This window comes from Mitsuaria sp. GD03876, from assembly GCF_029840635.1.
GTDB lineage: Bacteria > Pseudomonadota > Gammaproteobacteria > Burkholderiales > Burkholderiaceae_C > Roseateles.
Window position 1 is genome coordinate 19,028 of the sequence record NZ_JAOCCU010000028.1, and the last position, 19,209, is coordinate 38,236.

General features: G+C 70.9%; 18 protein-coding genes. 7 read left to right on the forward strand and 11 right to left on the reverse strand.

All coding sequences use genetic code 11. From position 1 onward, the window contains the following. Window position 1 precedes the first annotated feature (1 nt). Entirely contained in the window at window positions 2-958 is a 957-nt protein-coding gene (locus tag N5D62_RS17725; RefSeq protein ID WP_279759192.1) for an AraC family transcriptional regulator, read from the reverse strand. A gap of 251 nt (window positions 959-1,209) precedes the next feature. On the opposite strand from N5D62_RS17725, the gene N5D62_RS17730 reads away from it, so the two are divergent. Next, complete coding sequence (locus N5D62_RS17730; protein ID WP_279759193.1) at window positions 1,210-2,061, forward strand: oxidoreductase; 852 nt, start codon at window positions 1,210-1,212, stop codon at window positions 2,059-2,061. A gap of 51 nt (window positions 2,062-2,112) precedes the next feature. Here the strand turns inward: N5D62_RS17730 and N5D62_RS17735 are convergent, their stop codons facing one another. The 4 genes from N5D62_RS17735 to N5D62_RS17750 all read right to left on the reverse strand — a co-directional run bounded on the left by N5D62_RS17735 (window position 2,113) and on the right by N5D62_RS17750 (window position 5,387). Further along, the gene (locus N5D62_RS17735; RefSeq protein WP_279759248.1) at window positions 2,113-2,538 is read right to left on the reverse strand and encodes a CreA family protein; all 426 of its coding nucleotides are present in this window, start codon (window positions 2,536-2,538) and stop codon (window positions 2,113-2,115) included. Window positions 2,539-2,629: 91 nt separating this feature from the next. After that, the gene (locus tag N5D62_RS17740; RefSeq protein WP_279759194.1) at window positions 2,630-3,820 is read right to left on the reverse strand and encodes an acyltransferase; all 1,191 of its coding nucleotides are present in this window, start codon (window positions 3,818-3,820) and stop codon (window positions 2,630-2,632) included. 143 nt (window positions 3,821-3,963) lie between these two features. Further along, window positions 3,964-4,311 carry an antibiotic biosynthesis monooxygenase gene (locus tag N5D62_RS17745; RefSeq protein WP_279759196.1) on the reverse strand — a complete coding sequence of 116 codons (348 nt, stop codon included), beginning with the start codon at window positions 4,309-4,311 and terminating at the stop codon, window positions 3,964-3,966. After that, window positions 4,308-5,387 (reverse strand): hypothetical protein, encoded by a 1,080-nt coding sequence (locus tag N5D62_RS17750; RefSeq protein WP_279759197.1) that lies wholly within the window; start codon window positions 5,385-5,387, stop codon window positions 4,308-4,310. The genes N5D62_RS17745 and N5D62_RS17750 overlap by 4 nt, the downstream gene beginning before the upstream one ends. A 77-nt stretch (window positions 5,388-5,464) precedes the next feature. Between N5D62_RS17750 and N5D62_RS17755 the strand changes: the two genes are divergently transcribed. From N5D62_RS17755 to N5D62_RS17765, 3 genes are all read left to right on the forward strand, one after another. Beyond that, on the forward strand, window positions 5,465-6,169 hold the full coding sequence (locus tag N5D62_RS17755) for a helix-turn-helix domain-containing protein (protein ID WP_279759249.1): 705 nt from the start codon (window positions 5,465-5,467) through the stop codon (window positions 6,167-6,169). Continuing rightward, window positions 6,166-6,963 carry a DUF72 domain-containing protein gene (locus N5D62_RS17760; protein ID WP_279759198.1) on the forward strand — a complete coding sequence of 266 codons (798 nt, stop codon included), beginning with the start codon at window positions 6,166-6,168 and terminating at the stop codon, window positions 6,961-6,963. The genes N5D62_RS17755 and N5D62_RS17760 overlap by 4 nt, the downstream gene beginning before the upstream one ends. Before the next feature lie 95 nt (window positions 6,964-7,058). Then, window positions 7,059-8,255: a GGDEF domain-containing protein gene (locus N5D62_RS17765; protein ID WP_279759199.1), complete on the forward strand. Its 1,197-nt coding sequence runs from the start codon at window positions 7,059-7,061 to the stop codon at window positions 8,253-8,255. A gap of 5 nt (window positions 8,256-8,260) precedes the next feature. On the opposite strand, the gene N5D62_RS17770 is transcribed toward N5D62_RS17765, so the two are convergent. Beyond that, the gene (locus N5D62_RS17770) at window positions 8,261-8,866 is read right to left on the reverse strand and encodes a YdeI/OmpD-associated family protein (protein WP_279759201.1); all 606 of its coding nucleotides are present in this window, start codon (window positions 8,864-8,866) and stop codon (window positions 8,261-8,263) included. 59 nt (window positions 8,867-8,925) lie between these two features. Between N5D62_RS17770 and N5D62_RS17775 the strand changes: the two genes are divergently transcribed. Then, window positions 8,926-10,041 (forward strand): ionic transporter y4hA, encoded by a 1,116-nt coding sequence (locus tag N5D62_RS17775; RefSeq protein ID WP_279759202.1) that lies wholly within the window; start codon window positions 8,926-8,928, stop codon window positions 10,039-10,041. 86 nt (window positions 10,042-10,127) lie between these two features. Here N5D62_RS17775 and N5D62_RS17780 read toward each other — a convergent pair whose 3' ends face one another. Continuing rightward, window positions 10,128-10,694, reverse strand: coding sequence for a nitrogen fixation protein NifQ (locus N5D62_RS17780; protein WP_279759203.1), 567 nt, complete (start codon window positions 10,692-10,694; stop codon window positions 10,128-10,130). Between the two features lie 63 nt (window positions 10,695-10,757). Here N5D62_RS17780 and N5D62_RS17785 point away from each other — a divergent pair, with 63 nt between their 5' ends. Beyond that, window positions 10,758-11,246, forward strand: coding sequence for a hypothetical protein (locus N5D62_RS17785; protein WP_279759204.1), 489 nt, complete (start codon window positions 10,758-10,760; stop codon window positions 11,244-11,246). After that, window positions 11,243-11,857: a hypothetical protein gene (locus N5D62_RS17790; RefSeq protein WP_279759205.1), complete on the forward strand. Its 615-nt coding sequence runs from the start codon at window positions 11,243-11,245 to the stop codon at window positions 11,855-11,857. The genes N5D62_RS17785 and N5D62_RS17790 overlap by 4 nt, the downstream gene beginning before the upstream one ends. Before the next feature lie 18 nt (window positions 11,858-11,875). Here N5D62_RS17790 and N5D62_RS17795 read toward each other — a convergent pair whose 3' ends face one another. The 4 genes from N5D62_RS17795 to icmF all read right to left on the reverse strand — a co-directional run bounded on the left by N5D62_RS17795 (window position 11,876) and on the right by icmF (window position 18,981). Beyond that, the gene (locus tag N5D62_RS17795; RefSeq protein WP_279759206.1) at window positions 11,876-13,426 is read right to left on the reverse strand and encodes a methyl-accepting chemotaxis protein; all 1,551 of its coding nucleotides are present in this window, start codon (window positions 13,424-13,426) and stop codon (window positions 11,876-11,878) included. A 129-nt stretch (window positions 13,427-13,555) separates the two neighbouring features. Continuing rightward, window positions 13,556-13,909, reverse strand: coding sequence for a hypothetical protein (locus N5D62_RS17800; RefSeq protein ID WP_279759207.1), 354 nt, complete (start codon window positions 13,907-13,909; stop codon window positions 13,556-13,558). Between the two features lie 82 nt (window positions 13,910-13,991). After that, a complete protein-coding gene (locus N5D62_RS17805) occupies window positions 13,992-15,536 on the reverse strand; it encodes a methyl-accepting chemotaxis protein (protein WP_279759208.1) in 1,545 nt (514 codons plus the stop codon). Window positions 15,537-15,687: 151 nt separating this feature from the next. Beyond that, window positions 15,688-18,981 carry a fused isobutyryl-CoA mutase/GTPase IcmF gene (gene icmF, locus N5D62_RS17810; protein WP_279759209.1) on the reverse strand — a complete coding sequence of 1,098 codons (3,294 nt, stop codon included), beginning with the start codon at window positions 18,979-18,981 and terminating at the stop codon, window positions 15,688-15,690. Between the last annotated feature and the right edge of the window lie 228 nt (window positions 18,982-19,209).

Sequence of the window (19,209 nt, forward strand, 5' to 3'; positions counted from 1 at the left end):
CTCAATGAGACGACACGAAGGTCTCATCCCGCTGCTCGGGAATCGCGAACGACGCGCGCATCCGCGCGACTTCCGCTTGCGGCGTCCGGCCGAACAGCCGGCGGAACTCGCGGCTGAACTGGGAGGCGCTCCCGTAGCCGACCTGGTCTGACGCTGCAGCCGCGGTGAGGCCCTGGCGCAGCATCAGCAGCCGTGCTCGATGCAGCCGCGTCGACTTCAGGTACTGCATCGGCGTCGTCTGCGTGACCGCCTTGAAATGCTGATGGAAAGCCGCGAGTCCGAGCCCCGCCTCGCGCGCCAGGCTTCCGACGTCCAGCTTCGTCGCGTGGTCGGCATGGATGCGCTTGAGCGAGCGCGCGATCCGGCCCAGGTGACCGCGCTCGCCGATGGCCGCGCGCAGCGTGGCGCCCTGCTCGCCGGCGAGCACGCGGAAGTACAGCTCCCTCAACAGCGCCGGGCCGAGCACCGCGGACTCGAGCGGGTCGCTCATCGCCTCCAGGAAGCGGAGCAGGCTGCCCTCGATCCGCTCGTCCATCGGCGTGGCCTCGAGCCCCAGGGGCGGCCGTCCGTTTCCCGCCGCCTCGCGCGGATCGCCCGCCTCGTCGATCGCGAGCGCGACCTCGGCGGCCAGCATCCGATCCAGGCGGACGTAGACCGCGAGCAGCGGTTCCTCGGCACTGGCGTCGGTCTCCATCGTGAACGGCACCGGCACGGCGACCGCCAGGTAGTGCAGGGCGTCGTAGACGATCGTGCGGTCGCCGAGGAAGCCTCGCTTGCGGCCCTGGCACACGAACACCAGCCCGGGCTCGTAGAGCACCGGCGTTCGTTCGAGCGGCCGGTCGCTGCGCAGCCATCGCACCGCGTCGATCGGGCTGGGCGTGTAGCCCTCCGAGGGCGCGAGCGAGAGCAGCAGCTCGCGCAGGCGGCGTTGGCGTTGGGTGGCAGGAGAAGCGGGCATCGGCGTCGGATTGTGGCGGTCCCGCGCTCGGGCAAATGATGCGATGGAGGAATAGGCAAGACCGGCAGGCTGGCCGGCCTCCCCGGAACGGCGGTCGATTCCTAGCATTGCCATCCATGAATCCCACACCCACCTCCAGCCCCACCGCTGCCGCTACCCCTGCCGCTGATCCCGCTGCTTCGTCCGATGCCGCCTCGCGGTCCTTCCCTCCATCGCCGTCCTCATCGCCATCGCCATCGCCATTGACGTCGATGCCGTCGACGCGCGCCAGGACCTTCGTCATCACCGGCGTCAGCAGCGGCTTCGGCCGCGCGATCGCCGAGGGGGCGCTCGCGCGTGGGCATGTCGTTGTCGGGACCGTGCGCGGCGCCGAAGCCGCCGAGGCCTTCGAGCGCCTGTGCCCCGGCCGCGCGCACGCCCGCCAGCACGACGTGACGGACCTCGCGGCCGCCGCGCCGCTCGTCGCGGCGCTCGAGTCGGAGATCGGTCCCGTCGACGTGCTGATCAACAACGCGGGCTACGGGCACGAGGGCGTACTCGAGGAGAGCCCCATCGAGGAACTGCTGCGGCAATTCCAGGTGAACGTCTTCGGCGCGGTCGCGATGATGAAAGCCGTCCTGCCGTTCATGCGGCCGCGCCGCGCGGGCCGGATCTTCAACACGACCTCGATGGGCGGCTTCATCACGATGCCGGGCATCGCGTACTACTGCGGCAGCAAGTTCGCGTTGGAGGGCATTTCCGAGACGCTGGGCAAGGAGGTCGCCGCGTTCGGCATCGGCGTCACGGCGATCGCGCCGGGATCGTTCCGGACCGATTGGGCCGGGCGGTCGATGGTGCGGTCCGACCGCGGCATCGCCGACTACGACGCGCTCTTCGATCCGATCCGCGCGCGTCGCCAGGCGGTGAGCGGTCGGCAGCTGGGCGACCCCGCGCGCGCGGCCCGCGTGATCGTGGACCTGGCCGTCGGCGACGCGATGCCGCCGGCGCACTTGCTGCTGGGCAGCGACGCGGTCGGGCTGGTCGAGCAGAAGCTCGGCGCGATGGGCGCGTCGATCGAGGCCTGGCGCGCCGTCAGCGGCAGCACGGACGCGCCGCTGGAATGAGGCGCGCCGCGACGGCCGCAACCGGCCGCGGCTACCGCGCCTCTCCTCGCGTCACTTCACCGGAATCACCGTCCCCCGGTCCACCGGCACCGCCGTCACGCTGTTCTGCGGCGAGCCCTCGATCACGCGGTCGGAGTAGGTCAGGTAGACCAGCGTGTTGCGCTTGGCATCGACCATGCGGACCACGCGCAGCCGCTTGAACACCAGCGAGGAGCGTTCCGAGAACACCTCCTCCTGCTTCGGCAGCGCCTTCGGGAAGCTGATCGGGCCGACCGCGCGGCAGGCGATCGAGGCTTCGGACTTGTCCTCGGCCAGGCCCAGTCCGCCCTTGATGCCGCCGGTCTTCGCGCGGGAGACGTAGCAGGTCACGCCCTGCACGCCCGGGTCGTCGTAGGCGTCGACGACGATCTTGTGGTTCGGCCCGATGAACTTGAACACCGTGCTGACGTCGCCAATCTCGTCGGCGCTCGCGCCCATGCAGGCGGACGCGGCGAGCGCCAGCGCGAGGGCGCCGGTGGACAGGGCCGCCGTCCGGCGGAGACGAAGGGAGAAGCGGGAGGGACGGTCGCTAGGCATGCTGAGGGCTCCTTTGGGCCGTCGTTGTAGCACGCGCCGTGGCCTCGAATTGCGACGGGATCCAGCGGTCCCGCAGGCGCAGGAAGGGCAGCTCCACCAGCCGGTACAGCAGCCAGCCGCCCAGCAGGCAGGCGGCTGCGATGAGCAGTGCCGTCACGCCCGACGCCCGCGTCAGGCCGAGTGCCAGCAGCGGCTTCGTCAGCGCGTAGGCGATCGGCTTGTGCGTCAGGTACAGCGCATAGGACCAGCGCGCCAGCGCGTTCGCGCCGGGGATGCGGACCCGCGCCATCGGGCTCGCCGGCGCGAGTGCCGCCAGCACCATCAGCCCGAAACTCCACGCCAGCGCGCTGTAGCCCCAGCTGCTCATCGCGTGGCCGTAGCCGTAACCATCGATGTAGTAGCCGTGCAGCATCAGCGTCAGCATGCCGAGGCTGGCCGCGGCGCCGATCGCCAGCAGCGCGCGGGACCGTTGCATCAGCGCGGCCCAGAGCGCCGGGTGACCGTGCTTGAGCAGCGCCACGGCGACGCCGGGCAGGAACTCGTCCAGCCGCGCGAGGCTGCCGTAGTAGAGCTGCGGGTAGTAGCCGATCGATGGGTCCTGCGTGCCGTAAAGCCGCCAGAGGTGATCGCGCCAGGCGATCGCCGCGAGCGTCAGCACGCCGATCAACGACCACGCCAGCGCGCGGCGATGCTGCTTCAGCGTCGCGCCGAGCATCAGCGCGGCGGGCAGCGCCAGGTAGAACTGCTCCTCGATGCACAGGGACCACGCGTGCGAGAACGCGGTGCCCGGCGTCAGGCCGATGTTCTGGGTGAAGGTCAGGAAGCGCCACAGCGGCGGCGGCTCGCGGCCGCCCAGCAGCGTCGGGAACAGGACGTACAGCGCCAGCACGACGTAGAAGTTGGGCAGCGTGCGCAGCAGCCGCCGGCCGTAGAAGCGCGGCAGCGAGAGTTGGTCGCCGCGCCGCATCCCGCCCATCAGCTGGTTGGCGATCAGGTAGCCGCTGAGCACGAAGAACAGGTCCACCCCGGCCCAGCCGATCTCGCTCAGCCAGCCGAAGGTCGGGCGGCCGCTGACGAAGACCTGGTAGTGATAGGCGAAGACCAGCAGGATGGCCGCGGCGCGCAGCGCGTCCAGGCCGTGCAGGCGCGGCGAGCCCGAAGCGGGCAGGGCGGGGGAGGACATGAGCAGGCGTCCGGCCTCGGGGCCGTGTCGTTGGAGCGGCCGCGATTCTCTGCGCGCGGCGATGCGCGGCAGGCATCGTCCGACGAAACCGGTCGACGCGCGACGAGGTCCTCATTCGCGGCGCGTTACGGGCGTTACGGCGCTCAGGCGCGGTGGCGCTCGCGGCTGTCGGCCGGTGCTTCTTCCCGCTCGGTCATGCCGTAGTCGCGCAGCACGGCCGCGACGCGCAGGCGGTAGTCGGCGAACACGCCCGCCCGGCCTTCCGATTGCGCGGCGCGGTGCGACTCCAGCCGACGCCACTCGCGCACGGCCTCCTCATCGCGCCAGAACGAGAGCGACAGCAGCTTGCCCGGATCGGTCAGGCTCTGGAATCGCTCGATGCTGAGGAATCCATCGATCTCCTGCAGTAGCGGCTTGAGCGCCGCGGCGAGCTCCAGATAGCGGTCGCGCCCGTCGGCGCTGGGCGTGACTTCGAAGATGACGGCGATCATGGGTGAGCCTCCTGGTCCTGGAATTGCGGGATGTCCATGTTGGGCAGCGACAGCGGCGCGATCGGCTCCGGCCAGCGCAGGCCGGGCTGTCCGGCGAGCCAGGCCAGCGCGGCGTGCGCGCTGCCCAGCGCCAGGCCTTGCCCGGGGCAGCGATGCGCGCCGTCGCCGAACGGATGGTCCGTGCCGGCCAGCGGCACCGTCACCGGTGCGGCCGGGACCTGCCGGCCATCGAAGCGCTTCGTGACCCGGACGGCGCCGCCGTCGCGGGCGATGCGCAACAGGTCGTCGCGCGTCGGCGCGCGGCCGGTCGCGCCCAGCGCGATCAGCGCGTGGCCCAGCAGCGCCGCGCCGGCTTCGTGGCTCTGCCAGATCAGCGCCAGCCGGTTGGCGGTGAACGCTGCGCGGTCGGTCCAGCGCGACGGCGCGGCGTGGCGCAGCAGCGTCCATTGCAGCGGGGCGTCGGGTGCACGGCTCTCGGCGTCGTCGAGGGCGCCCAGCAGCGCGACAACCGCCTCGCCACCAGCCCGCACCGCCGCGGCATCCGCCTGCGCGCCGAGCCCGGCCGCCATCGCCCGTAACGACCGATGCAGGCGGCGTTGCGCCTCGACATCGTCGATCGCCAGGCCCAGCAGGCTCGCCACTGTCGACGCCGGCACCGCCCAGTGCCAGTGCGACCAGCCGCCGCGCAGCGCGATCTCCGCCTGCCGACGCGCGTGCGTCCGGATGTCGTCCTCGGACAGCGCCAGCAGCGCGCGCGTCAGCGCGGCCTTCTCCGGCGCGTGGGCCGCGTCGTCGCGTTGCCGCAGCCAGCGCGCGAAGACCTCGGCCAACGGGCCGCCGTGCGCCTGCAGCGGAGGCGGCAGCGGCTCGCCGGGCGGGCGCATGCGGAGGTCCGGGTCGAGCAACGGGGGCACGAGCAACGGGGGCACGAGCGGCGGAGCCGGCGCCGCGGACGGGCGGTCGACCTCGTCGGTGTCGGTGTCGGCGTTGGCGTTGGCGTTGGCGCCGGTGTCGATGGCGCCGGCCTGGCCGTCGCGGGCCGCGGCGTGCCGCGCATGAAAGGGACAAGCGGTCATGGAGGAACTCGGCAAAGGGGAATGAGGGGATCTTCGCGATGGATCGCCCGGAACGCTTCGCTTAGCATCGAAACATGATTGACGCCCCCACCGCCGACGAGGCGCTGGCCCACATCGCGGCCAGCATGGCCGAGCCGGTCCGCGCGCGCATGCTGTGCTGCCTGATGGACGGCCACGCGCGCACGGCGACCGAGCTGGCCGCCGTCGGCGAGGTCGCCGCCTCGACGGCCAGCGCGCACCTGGCCAAGCTGCTGGGGCAGGGGCTGGTCGGCTGCATGGCGCAGGGCAAGCACCGCTACTACCGGCTCGCCGGCCCGGAGGTGGGCCAGGCGCTCGAGGCGATGCTGGTGCTGGCCGGCCTGCCGCGCCCGCGCTTCGAGCCGAGCACCCCGCCCGCGTTGCGCCAGGCGCGGCGTTGTTACGACCACCTCGCCGGCCACTGGGGCGTGCGGCTGCACGACCACGCGCTGCGCCGGCACTGGATGGCGCCCGATCCCGAGGAGGTCCGCGGCTACCGCTTCACCGCCGAGGGCCTGGACGCGCTGCGCGAATGGGGCGTCGACGTCGAGGCCGCCACCGGCGCGCGCCGCCGCCGCCTGGCCTGCGCCTGCATGGACTGGAGCGAGCGCCGACCGCACCTGGGCGGGGCGCTCGGCGCGGCCTGGCTGCAGGCGATGCTGGCGCAGGGCTGGCTCGACCCCGATCCCGACAGCCGCGCGCTGCGCGTCACGCGCCGCGGCCTTTCCCGACTCGAACGACTGCTGGAGGACACGACGACATGAGCACCTCGATCCACGTGGGCATCGGCGGCTGGAACTTCGAACCCTGGCGCGAGACCTTCTATCCGAAGGACCTGCCCGCCTCGCGCGAGCTGGAGTACGCCAGCCGCCAACTGACCGCCATCGAGGTCAACGGCACCTACTATTCGACCTTCAAGCCGGCCACCTTCGCCAAGTGGCGCGACACCGCGCCCGAGGACTTCGTGTTCTCGCTCAAGGCCAACCGCTTCGCCACCAACCGCCGCGTGCTGGCCGAGGCCGGCGAATCGGTCAGCCGCTTCATCGACAGCGGCGTCGCCGAGCTCGGCCCCAAGCTCGGGCCGATCGTCTGGCAGTTCGCGCCGACCAAGCGCTTCGACGCCGCCGACTTCGGCGCCTTCCTGAAGCTGCTGCCGGCGCAGTCCGCCGGCGTGACGCTGCGCCACGCGCTGGACGTGCGGCACGAGAGCTTCCGCGCGCCGGAGTTCCTGGCGATGGCGCGCGACCACGGCGCGGGTGTCGTCTTCACCGAGTCCGACGACTATCCGCCGATCCCCGACCTGACGACAGACTTCGTCTACACGCGGGTGATGCGCACGCGCTCGGAGCTCGTCACCGGCGTCACCGAGGAGGAACTCGACGGCCTGGCGGCGAGCGCCTCGCGCTGGCAGTCGGGCGGCCAGCCGGACCGGTTGCCGCTGGTCGAGGCGGACCGCGCGCCGCCCCGGCAGCCGCGCGACGTGTTCGTCTTCTTCATCAGCGGCGCCAAGGAGCGCGCGCCCGCCGCGGCGATGGCCCTGATCGAGCGCCTGAGTTGAGGTCGCCGCCAGCCGGGCTTGACGCTTCCCTCACGCCACGGGCCCGCGATGTAGGGGGATAGCCGCGAGGGGGTCGGTCACTACACTGTCTGGCCATGGGGTCGATCCACATTCCCACGCTGATGCTGGCGCTGCTGAGCGGCTTCGCGATGCTCGGCGTGCAGCTGTGGACGGCGCAGCGCAGCCGGCTGCGCTACCTGGACCTGGGGGTGTGGACCTGGGGTTCGTGGACGCTGCTGGCGGGCTTCGCGCTGCTGTCGGCGCGGATCGTGATCCCGGTGTGGCTGTCGGCGTTGCTGGGCAACGGGCTGATCGCGCTGGGCATCGTGTTCTACAACGAGGCCATCCACCGCCACGTGCTGGGGCGCTCGCTGCCGCGCTGGATGTGGTGGGGCGGGCCGGCGGTGGCCTGGACGCTGACGGCGTGGATGCTGAGCTGGCCGCTGGCGGTCCGCACCAGCGCGATCTCGCTGGTCTTCGCCGCGTTGCTGCTGCCGGCGATCCTCGTGCTGCTCGGGCCGGGGTGGCGGGGCGAGTCCTCGTTGCGGGCGGTCGGCGTGACGCTGGTGGCCGCGGCCGCGAGCCTGCTGCTGCGCAGCATCCATGCGCTGACCAATCCCGAGGAGTACCTCGACCTGATGCAGGGCAGCCTGGGCCAGGGGCTGACCTTCCTGTTCAGCTTCATCTGCCTGATCGGCGCGGGCTTCGGTTTCGTGCTCGCCAACTTCGAGCGCATCGCGCGCCGCATGGAGGAGATGGCCTCCACGGACGGTCTCACCGGCTGCCTGAACCGGATGACCGCGGACGCGCTGCTGCGGCACGAGCTGGAGCGCGGGCGGCGCGAGGGCACGCCGCTGGCCTTCGTGCTGCTGGACCTGGATCACTTCAAGGACGTCAACGACTGCCACGGCCACCATGCCGGCGACGACGCGCTGCGGGCCTTCGCCGCCGAGGTGCGCGCGCGGCTGCGGGCCTCGGACGTGGTCGGCCGCTGGGGCGGCGAGGAGTTCGGGCTGATCCTGCCGGCGACCGACGGCGTCGGCGCGATGCGGCTGGTCGACCAGATCCGCGAGGCGGTGGCGACGCTGCGGCTGTGCGACGACGACGGGCGGGACTTCAGTCTGACGGTCTCGGCGGGGATCTCGGTGGCCGAGCCCGGCGGCAGGATCACCGCCGACCACCTGTTCATGCGGGCGGACCGGGCGCTGTATCGCGCCAAGGACGGCGGCCGCAACAACGTCCAGGTGCACGACAGCGACTGGCCGCTGGCGCCCGGCGTGCCCGCGGCCTGAAGCGCTCAGCAGTTCTGGTACTTCCAGTTCCGCGGCTTGCCTTCGGCCAGCCACTCGACGGTCTGCGCGAGGCGGCGCTCGCGGGTCTCGGCCTTCTTCGCCTCGACGATCCACTCGATGTACTCGCGGCGGTGGCTGGGCGGGAAACCCTCGAAGGTCTTGCGCGCCGCGGCGTTGGCCCGGAGCGCGGCGGCCAGGTCCTCGGGCACCTCGGGCGGCGGCTTCGGCGTGGCGGGGCGCGCGGGCCGCGCCTTCACGCCGTCCTCGATGAGCGTCATCGCGCGCTTGAGGATGGCCTTCTGCTCGGCCTTGGACGGCAGGTCCTTGAGCGAGGTGAGCCGGCCGAAGTCGCCCATCGCGCCGTCCTTGGCGTGGTCGGCGCCGACGGCCGCCTGGCCGTGCCAGAAGCCGATCGAGCAGTGCGCCTTGAAGGCGGCCATGCCGGTCAGGATCTTGTCGCGGTAGGTGAAGTTGGGGAAGCCCCACTTGATCGTCTCGACGACGTCGGGGCAGTGCGCGTGCACGGTCGCGCGCCAGTGGCGCAGGAGGTCCTGCGCGAACGGGGCGGCGCGGTCGATGTAGGCGTCGACGCGGGGATCGAGGGTGGGCATGAGGCCGCAGCCTAGCGAATCCGGGGTCGTTCGACCATCGTGGTCTATGCTCGGCCCCCATGCGCGCCAAGACCTCGACCTCGCTTCTCGCCCGCCTGCCGGCGGCCCTTCCGATCTGGACGCTGGCGGCGCCGCTGGCCGCGATCGTCGCGCTGCTGGGACTGACGGCCGGCGGCGAGTCGACGTTGGTGCTGGCCGTGGTCAGCGTGCTGCTGATCGCCGCGGTGCTGGCGGCGGTGCATCACGCGGAGGTCGTCGCGCATCGGGTCGGCGAGCCGTACGGCTCGCTGGTGCTGGCGGTGGCGGTGACCATCATCGAGGTGGCGCTGATCGTGTCGCTGATGCTCGCCGGCGGCGAGGCCACCAACACGCTGGCGCGGGACACGGTGTTCTCCGCGATCATGATCGTCTGCAACGGCGTGCTGGGCCTGTGCATCCTGGTCGGCGGCTGGAAGCACCAGGAACTGGCCTTCCGCGTCGAGGGCACGAGCCCGACGCTGGCGGTGCTGGCCGCGCTGTCGGTGCTGACGCTGGTGCTGCCGGCCTTCACGACGAGCTCGGCGGGCCCGACCTTCACGACCACGCAGCTGCTGTTCGCCGGCGGCGTGTCGCTGGTGCTCTACGGGGCCTTCGTGTTCGTGCAGGCGGTGCGGCACCGCGACTACTTCCTGCCGGTGGCTGGCGTCGACGACCAGGACACCCATGCCGAGCCGCCGAGCTGGCGCGTCGCGGGCGTGAGCCTGGCGCTGCTGCTGGTGTGCCTGGTCGGCGTGGTGGGCCTGGCCAAGCTGCTGGCGCCGACGATCGAACGCGGCGTGCATGCGATCGGCGCGCCGCCGTCGCTGGTGGGCGTGATCGTGGCGATGCTGGTGCTGCTGCCCGAGACGGTGGCGGCGGTGCGCGCGGCGCTGCACAACCGGCTGCAGACCAGCCTGAACCTCGCGCTGGGATCGGGGCTGGCGAGCATCGGCCTGACGATCCCGACGGTGGCGGTGCTGTCGCCGCTGTTCCCGCACTCGCTGGTGCTGGGGCTGACGCCGCTGAGCATGGTGCTGCTGTTCCTGACCTTCATCGTCGGCGCGCTGACGCTGGGCGGCGGCCGGGCGACGGTGCTGCAGGGGGCGGTGCACATGGTGGTGTTCATCGTGTTCCTGTTCCTGGCGGTCATCCCCTGATCGCGATCGCGCCGGCCATCGCGCCGGTCAAGCCGGAATGAAGAAGGCCGCCCTCGGGCGGCCTTCGTGCTTCCTGGGGCGACGCGTCAGGCGGCGCCGGCGGCATCGATGCCCACGAGGCGCACCGTCGACTGCGGATCGTCCATGCAGACGGAGACCTCGGGGCAGCCGTCGCACTTGGGTGGGCGCAGGCCGGGCCGGCCGAGCGACTCGCCCAGGCTCAGGAACAGGTGGCGCTTCCAGCGCAGTTGCCGCGTGTTGCTGTCGTGCAGCGTGGGGAAGGCCAGCCGCAGCAGGCGCGAGACCTGCGGGCGTTCCGCCAGGCCGAGGTCCTGCCACAGGTGGTGGCTGCCCATGCAGGCGCTGGCGAGCCAGCCGCACAGGCGCGCGTGCGACGAGTCCTTGCGCGCCCGGTGCTGGAGCAGGAAGCGGTAGAGCGGGCCGGCCAGTGCGCCCGGGTCGGCCGCGTTGGGCGGGAAGTCGCCGGCATCGGTCCGCGACTGGACATGGTGGCCGACGACGGCGAACAGGTCGCGGTCGGCCTCGTCCCAGTGACGGGGCGCATCGGCCTGGAGCCGCCTCAGAGCGGCTTGATCTCGATCCGGCTGAGCCACGGGAGGTCCTTCGGTCGGCTGCGCAAGTTGGAACGCCATCGAGGCTCCCTCGTTGAGACGCGCCGAGCGCGTCGACGGCGAAATATATATCCGGATATGGCGATGGAAGAGAACCGACTAGCGCTGGGAGAGAAAGACGGCGGAGCGGTGTCTGGAATGGGAAACAGCATGTCCTCGCTGATCCTCGAACTTGACGAATGCGTGGTCCGGAGTCGACCGACAACTTGCGTTGTCGATGCCGTTCAAAACAATACGACGTTTTTCGTACACTACGGGCGCGGCGTGGCTGGACCAAAGGGATACAGGGCGGTGAAGCAGGCGGTCCTACGTGCGCTTCAGTCGGGAGAGGTCCAGCATGAGGTGCGGGAGAACTTCGACGAGAAGAACCTGCTTGGCTGCGGAGAAGTCAGCGTGGATGAAGTCATCAGCATCGTCAAGGCAAGCCGCGGAACAGACTACTCGTGTTCTCCGCTGCATGCAGACGCCAGCTGCGACTGTCATTTACTCAAGACGCGCGGCTGGTATGTGAAGTTCTACTTTCTGGAACCTCACGCCGTGTTCATCAGTGTTCACCGGACGAGAGTGCCATGAGGATCTTTGAAGTGGGCGAGCACAGCAAGGCGTTCTGCCATGACTGTGGCAAGGTGGTTCGGACGACGTTCTCCCGAAGGGATGTCGCTTTCAATGATGGGAAGGGCACCGCCAGGGATGTTCTGGTCGGTGTTTGCGATGAATGCGATCGGACGGTTAGCGTGCCACACCAATCGGCTCCCGCGTTGTCCAGGGCGAGGAAGGCCGCGGCACAGGCCATCGAGGCCAACCTTCCGGCTGCATACATCGATGTTCTGGATTGCGCTGTGCACCGGATCGACAGTCAGGCATCCACGGATTTTCGGCGGGCTCTGGTGACCTACTTCGTCCACAAGATCGCAGTGGATGCCCGTGGAGGAGCGTTGCTGCTGCTGACGCACCGCAAGGCGGTGGCGCGCTTTCCGGAGGAGCGAGGAATCGTCCGCAGGCGTCTGTCGATGAAGGTGCCGCCTCGAGTGACGGAAGATTTCAGAAGGCTGGAGGCCTCGACTGAACTGAACACCACGGAGCTTCTGAAATCCGTGGTGTTCCTGATTCAGATCCGAGTGCTCGACGAGTCTCGTCCTCGGTTGCTGGACGAGCTGCGGGCACTCTCGGCCATCTGGGCCTGACGCCCCTCTCCCAGCCTCTCACGCCGCCAGCCTGAATGCGCTCACCAGCGCGTTCAGCTGCTCCGCCTGCGAGCGCAGGCTGCCGGCCGCCGCGGCCGATTCCTCGACCAGCGCGGCGTTCTGCTGCGTCATCTCGTCCAGCCGCTGCACCGCCACGTTGACCTGGCCGATGCCGTCCTTCTGCTCGGCCGCCGCGGTCGCGATCTCGCCGACGATGTCGGCCACCCGGCGCACGCCCTGCACGATCTCGCCCATCGCCTCGCCCGCGTCCCGCACCAGCCGCGTGCCCGTGTCCACGCGCGACACGCTCTCGCCGATCAGCGTCTTGATCTCCTTGGCCGCCGCCGCCGAGCGCTGCGCCAGCCCCCGCACCTCGCCCGCCACCACGGCGAAACCGCGTCCCTGCTCGCCCGCCCGCGCCGCCTCGACCGCCGCGTTCAATGCCAGGATGTTGGTCTGGAACGCGATCCCGTCGATCACGCCGATGATGTCGTTGATGCGCCGCGAGCTCGACTCGATCTGCTGCATCACCTCCACCACCTCGCCCACCACCTCGCCGCCCTTGGACGCCGACGCCCGCGTCGCGCCGACCAGCGCGTTGGCCTGCTGCGCCGAGCTCGCCGTGTGCGCCACCGTCCCCGTCAGCTGCTCCATCGACGAGGCCGTCTCCTGCAGGTTCGACGCCGTCGCCTCGGTGCGCGCCGACAGGTCCTGGTTGCCGGTGGCGATCTCGCGCGTGGCGACGTTGATCGTCTCCGTACCCTCGCGCACCTGCCGGACCATGCGCCGCAGCGAGTCCTGCATCGCGCTGAGCTCGCGCAGCAGCACGCCGATCTCGTCGCTGCGGTCGACGTGGATGTCCTGGCTCAGGTCGCCGCTGGCGATCGTCTGCGCCACCGCGCCGGCCCGCACCATCGGCGCGCGCACCGACTGCGTCACCCGCCACGCGATGAACACGCCCATCGCGACCGCCAGGCCGGTCAGCGCCAGCATCAGCGCCGCGGCCTCGTTGGCCTGGGTGCGCTGGCGCGCCGCGAAGGCATCGGTGTCCTCGCTGATCAGCGTCACCAGCTTCTCGACCGAGGCCAGGTAGCTCGAGGCCGCCGGGATCAGCGTCTGGTCCACCTGCCGCGCGCCGGCTGCCGGATCGGCCTTGATCGCGGCCATCACGCCCTTGCGGATGTCGACGTAGCGCTGCCGCTCCGCGGCGATCACCGGCAGCTGGGTCCGCTGCTCCGGATCGTCGATCGCCTGTTCCAGGTCGGCCTGCAGCTTGTTGATGCGCTCGGTGGTCCGCGTCATCTCGCCGGACAGGAAACCCGACAGCCCCTCGTGGCCGCCGGACTTGGCCATCGCCATCACGCGGTTGAGGTTGAGCTCGGTCGCCGCGCGCCAGTTCGTGGCCATCAGCCGGCGCTGCTCGAGCGCGTGGAGCTGCTCGCCCAGCCGCACCATCTCGCGCAGCTTCACCACCCCGACGCCGGTCATCAGGGCCGCCATCGCGAGCACCGTCGCGAAGCCGACCTGGAGCAGTGTCGTGATCTTCATCCGGTTCAGCGCGTGCAGCATGACGGACTCCCGACGAGCCAAGGGTGCGGTCGATTATGGGAGTGCCCCCCGGGCGGGGCAAGGCGGCGCGCGGCCGCCCCCCGCGCTTGCAGGTGGGCGGGGCCGGGTCGTGCCCGTGGCGGGCCGTCGTCAGCCGAGGTAGAAGAAGATCGCCTTGCAGCCGCTGTTGCGGCCGTAAATGCGGATCGGCGTGCCGGTGGTCTTGGCGGCGACCAGCGCCGCGTAGACCGCCTTGACATTGGCCTGGCGCGCCGCGTTGTCGCTCTGGCTGCCTTCGTAGGTGAGCCAGGTGCCGCTGCCGCAGCTGCCGGCGTTGCCCTCGACGGCGAAGAGGATGCGGTCCGGCATGTAGGTGACCTCCATCGCGATCACGTTGGTGCCGATCACCGACCAGTCGTAGCCTGGGTCGCCCTGGGCCTGGCCGGCGGGCAGGAAGCCCAGCGTCAATGCGGCGGCGCCGCAGGCGCGAATGAATCCGATCATGGTGTCCTCCCTCTGGACGCGCCGTCCGGCGCGCCGCGATCGCGACGCTGTCCCGGCGGCGGGCGCAAGGATAACCAGACCCTCAGGCCAGCCGGAACACCCGCACCAGCTCCGCCAGCTCCTGCGCCTGCTGCTGCAGGCTGTCCGCGGCGGCGCTGCTTTCCTCGACCAGCGCGGCGTTCTGCTGCGTCACCTGGTCCAGCTGCGTCACCGCCTGGCCGATCTGCACGATGCCGCGCGTCTGCTCCTGGCTCGCCGACGAGATCTCCCCGATCAGCACGCTGACCTGCCGCACCTGCTCGACGATGCCCTGCATCGCCGCGCCGGCCTCGTCCGCCAGGCCCGATCCCGACTGCACCTGCTCGACGCTGCGGCCGATCAGCGCCTTGATCTCGCGCGCCGCCTGCGCCGAGCGCTGCGCCAGCCCGCGCACTTCGGAGGCGACCACCGCGAAGCCCTTGCCCTGCTCGCCGGCGCGCGCCGCCTCCACCGCCGCGTTCAGCGCCAGGATGTTGGTCTGGAACGCGATCCCGTCGATGACGCCGATGATGTCGGCGATCTGCCGCGACGAGGTGCTGATGTCCTGCATCGTGCGCACCACCTGCTGCACCACGCCGCCGCCCTGGCCGGCGGCCTCGGCGGCGCGCGTGGCCAGCGCATCGGCCTGGCCGGCGGTGGAGGCGTTGTTCTGCACCGTGCTCGACAGCTCCTCCATCGACGCCGCCGTCTGCTGCAGGCTGCTGGCCTGCTGCTCGGTGCGCTGGCTCAGGTCCAGGCTGCCGGTGGCGATCTCGCTGGAGCCGGTGGCGATGCTCTCGCTGCTGTTGCGCACGCGGCTGACGATGTCGCGCAGCGAGCCCGCCATCGCGCCCAGCGCCGCGATCAGCCGCGCGGCCTCGTCCTGGCCGGGCTGCGCGTCGCGGCTGCGCAGGTCGCCCTGCGCGACGGCCTCGGCGAAATGCACCGCCTCCTGCATCGGCGCGGTGATCGAGCGTGTTGTCATCAGCCCGGCGACCAGCGCGATCGCCACGGCGGCGACCGCCGCGGCCAGGCTCCAGCCGCGCACCGTCGCGGCGGTCGCTTCCGCCGCGCGGTAGGACTCCGCGCCGACCCGCACCTGCAGCGCCAGCAGCGCGTCGATCGCGGTCTTGGCCCGCGCGCCCAGCGTCACGATGCGCTCGCCGTAGATCGCCTGCGCGCGCGCCACGTCGCCGGCCCGCGCCGCGTCGCGCGCCGGCAGCAGCCCCTGCTGGACGTACTGGCCCCGCACCTCGGCGAAGGCGGCGGCGAGCTGCTTCTCCTCCTCGGTCAGGTAGGTGGACATGTAGTCCTTCCACAGCCCGGTGATCGTGGCGACGTTGGCCTGCAGCTGCGTGTCCAGCGCGGGCAGCTGCGCCGGGTCGCGGATCATCTCGGTGACCAGGATCCGGTTGCGCAGCATCAGGCTGTCGATGTCGCCGATCTGCTTGAGCGGGATCGTGCGGTCCTCGTAGATCGTCTTCAGGTCGGCGAAGACCCGGCCGCTGCCCAGCACGCCGAGCGCCGAGACCGCGAGGATCAGCAGCAGCATCAGGCCGAAGGCGAGCGACAGGCGTGCTCCGGTGGCGAAACGGCGCAGGAAGGTCATGGCGGTCTCCAGCGGGTCTAGCGATCGACGTCCCCGGTCCCGATTGCACGACAGCCGCCGGCGCAAGGGAAGCCCCATGGACCGGGGGCGGCGCCGGCGCCGCCATGAAAAAAGGGCCCGTGAAGGGCCCTTCGCGCCGGCCGCCAGGGCCTCACATGCTGCGCCGGTACTGGCCGCCGACCTCGAACAGCGCCGCCGTGATCTGCCCCAGCGAGCACACCCGCACCGCGTCCATCAGCACGTCGAAGACGTTGCCGTTGTCGATCACCGCCTGCTGCAGCCGCTTGAGCATCGCCGGCGCCTCGCCGGCATGGCGCGCGTGGAAGTCGCCCAGGCGCGTCAGCTGGCCCTGCTTCTCCTCCTCGGTGGAGCGCGCCAGCTCGATGTGGTCCGGCACCGGCTCGCCGTGCGGGTTGCGGAAGGTGTTGACGCCGATGATCGGGTACTCGCCGGTGTGCTTGAGCATCTCGTAGTGCATCGACTCCTCCTGGATCTTGCCGCGCTGGTAGCCGGTCTCCATCGCGCCCAGGACGCCGCCGCGCTCGGCGATGCGCTCGAACTCCGCCAGCACCGCCTCCTCGACCAGCTCGGTCATCTCCTCGACGATGAACGCGCCCTGGCTCGGGTTCTCGTTCTTCGCCAGGCCCCACTCGCGGTTGATGATCAGCTGGATCGCCATCGCGCGGCGCACCGATTCCTCGGTCGGCGTGGTGATCGCCTCGTCGTAGGCGTTGGTGTGCAGCGAGTTGCAGTTGTCGTAGATCGCGATCAGCGCCTGCAGCGTGGTGCGGATGTCGTTGAAGGCGATCTCCTGCGCGTGCAGCGAGCGGCCCGAGGTCTGGATGTGGTACTTCAGCTTCTGGCTGCGCTCGTTGGCGCCGTACTTGTCGCGCATCGCCACCGCCCAGATGCGCCGCGCCACGCGGCCCAGCACCGTGTACTCCGGGTCCATGCCGTTGCTGAAGAAGAAGCTCAGGTTGGGCGCGAAGTCGTCGATGTGCATGCCGCGCGCCAGATACGCCTCCACGAAGGTGAAGCCGTTGGACAGCGTGAACGCCAGCTGCGAGATCGGGTTCGCGCCGGCCTCGGCGATGTGATACCCGCTGATCGAGACCGAATAGAAGTTGCGCACGTCGTGGTTGACGAAGTACTGCGCGATGTCGCCCATCACCTTCAGCGAGAACTCGGTCGAGAAGATGCAGGTGTTCTGCCCCTGGTCCTCCTTGAGGATGTCGGCCTGCACCGTGCCGCGCACGTTCGCCAGCACCCAGGCGCGCACCTTGGCGGCCTCGTCGGCGGTGGGCGCGCGGCCGTTGTCGGACTGGAACTTCGCCAGCTGCTGGTCGATCGCGGTGTTCATGAACATCGCCAGGATCGACGGCGCCGGGCCGTTGATCGTCATCGACACCGAGGTGGTCGGGCTGCACAGGTCGAAGCCGTCGTACAGGACCTTCATGTCGTCCAGCGTCGCGATGCTGACGCCGGAGTTGCCGACCTTGCCGTAGATGTCGGGCCGCGGCGCGGGATCGGCGCCGTAGAGCGTCACCGAGTCGAAGGCCGTCGACAGCCGCTTGGCCGGCATGCCCTCGGACACCAGCTTGAAGCGCCGGTTGGTGCGGAAGGCGTCGCCCTCGCCGGCGAACATGCGGGTCGGGTCCTCGCCCTCGCGCTTGAACGCGAACACGCCGGCCGTGTACGGGAAGCTGCCCGGCACGTTCTCCAGCATCAGCCACTTCAGCAGCTCGCCCTGGTCCTCGTACGGCGGCAGCACCACCTTGCGGACCTTGGTGCCCGACAGCGACGTCGACACCAGCGAGGTGCGGATCTCCTTGTCGCGGATCTTCACCACGTACTCGTCGCCGGCGTAGGCCTTCTGCATGTCCGGCCACTGCGCCAGCAGCTGGCGCGCGTCGGCGTCCAGCTTCGCCTGGCGCGCGGTGGCCAGCGCCTCCAGCGAGGACAGCGCGGCGGCGTTCGCGGCGGCGTCGGCCTGGCCGAGCATCGCGGCGCTGGCGCCCAGCTGCTGGATCTCGCGGGCCAGCCGGGCCTGCGCGCGGGCGCGCTTCTTGTAGGCGCGCACGGTGTCGCCGATCTCGGCCAGGTAACGCGCGCGCGCCGGCGGCACGATCGGCGTCTGGTGCGTGCTGAAGCGGGTGTCGGCGATGGGCAGGCGGCCGTCGCGCAGCGGCAGGCCGAGCTCGGCCAGGCGCGGCTTGAGCGCCTGGTACAGCGCGGTGACGCCGTCGTCGTTGAAGCGGCTGGCCATCGTGCCGAAGACCGGCATCTCCTCGGCGCGCTTGCCCCACGCTTCCTTGTTGCGCTGGACCTGCTTGGCGACGTCGCGCCAGGCATCGGCCGCGCCCTTGCGGTCGAACTTGTTGATCGCGACGAACTCGGCGAAGTCCAGCATGTCGATCTTCTCGAGCTGGCTGGCGGCGCCGAACTCGGGCGTCATCACGTACATCGGCACGTCCACGTGCGGCACGATCGCCGCGTCGCCCTGGCCGATGCCGGAGGTCTCGACGATCACCAGGTCGAAGCCGGCGACCTTGGCCGCGGCGATCACGTCGGGCAGCGCCTGCGAGATCTCCGAGCCGAAGTCGCGCGTGGCCAGCGAGCGCATGTACACGCGCTGGCCTTCGGCCCAGGGGCCGATCGCGTTCATGCGGATGCGGTCGCCCAGCAGCGCGCCGCCGCTCTTGCGGCGCGACGGGTCGATCGAGATCACGGCGATGCGCAGCGCGTCGTCCTGGTCCAGGCGCAGGCGGCGGATCAGCTCGTCGGTCAGCGAGGACTTGCCGGCGCCGCCGGTGCCGGTGATGCCCAGCACCGGCGTGCGCAGGTCCTTGGCGGCGCCGCGCAGCGCCTGCGTGAACGCGGCGTCGGCGCGGCCGTTCTCCAGCGCGGTGATGGCTTGCGCGAGCGCGCGCCAGGCCGGGCCGTCATGGCCCCGCAGCGCGGCGATGTCGGTGGGCGCGGTGGTGCCGGCTTCCTGGTCGCAGCGCATGACCATCTCGCCGATCATGCCCTGCAGGCCCATGCGCTGGCCGTCCTCGGGGCTGAAGATGCGCACGCCGTGGTCGGCCAGGTCGCGGATCTCGGCCGGCACGATCACGCCGCCGCCGCCGCCGAAGACCTGGATGCCGTCGCCGCCGCGCTGGCGCAGCAGCTCGACCATGTACTTGAAGTATTCGACGTGGCCGCCCTGGTAGGAACTGACGGCGATGCCCTGCGCGTCCTCTTGCAGCGCAGCGGTGACGACCTCGTCCACCGAGCGGTTGTGGCCCAGGTGGATGACCTCCGCGCCCATGCTCTGCAGGATGCGCCGCATGATGTTGATCGCCGCGTCGTGCCCGTCGAACAGGCTCGCGGCGGTCACGAAGCGGACCTTCTGGGTGGGGCGGTACTCGGCCAGGGCCTTGTACGCGGCGGACATCTCGGTCATGACGGTTGTCTCCGGCTTTTGAGGCGCGGGCGCCCGCGGCCGGCAAGGGTGGGCCCGCCGCGGCGCCTGTCGTGATCGGCCCCTTCTGGGGGCCGAGTGTGCGCGTCGATTCTAGGTGCCGGTTGACGTTTACGTAAACGTGAGATCCCGCGGGTTGTCGTCCCGCGAAGGGCGGGTAATCCCTAGGGGGAGGGCCTCGCCAAGCCGGCGAGGCGCGCCGGACGGCCT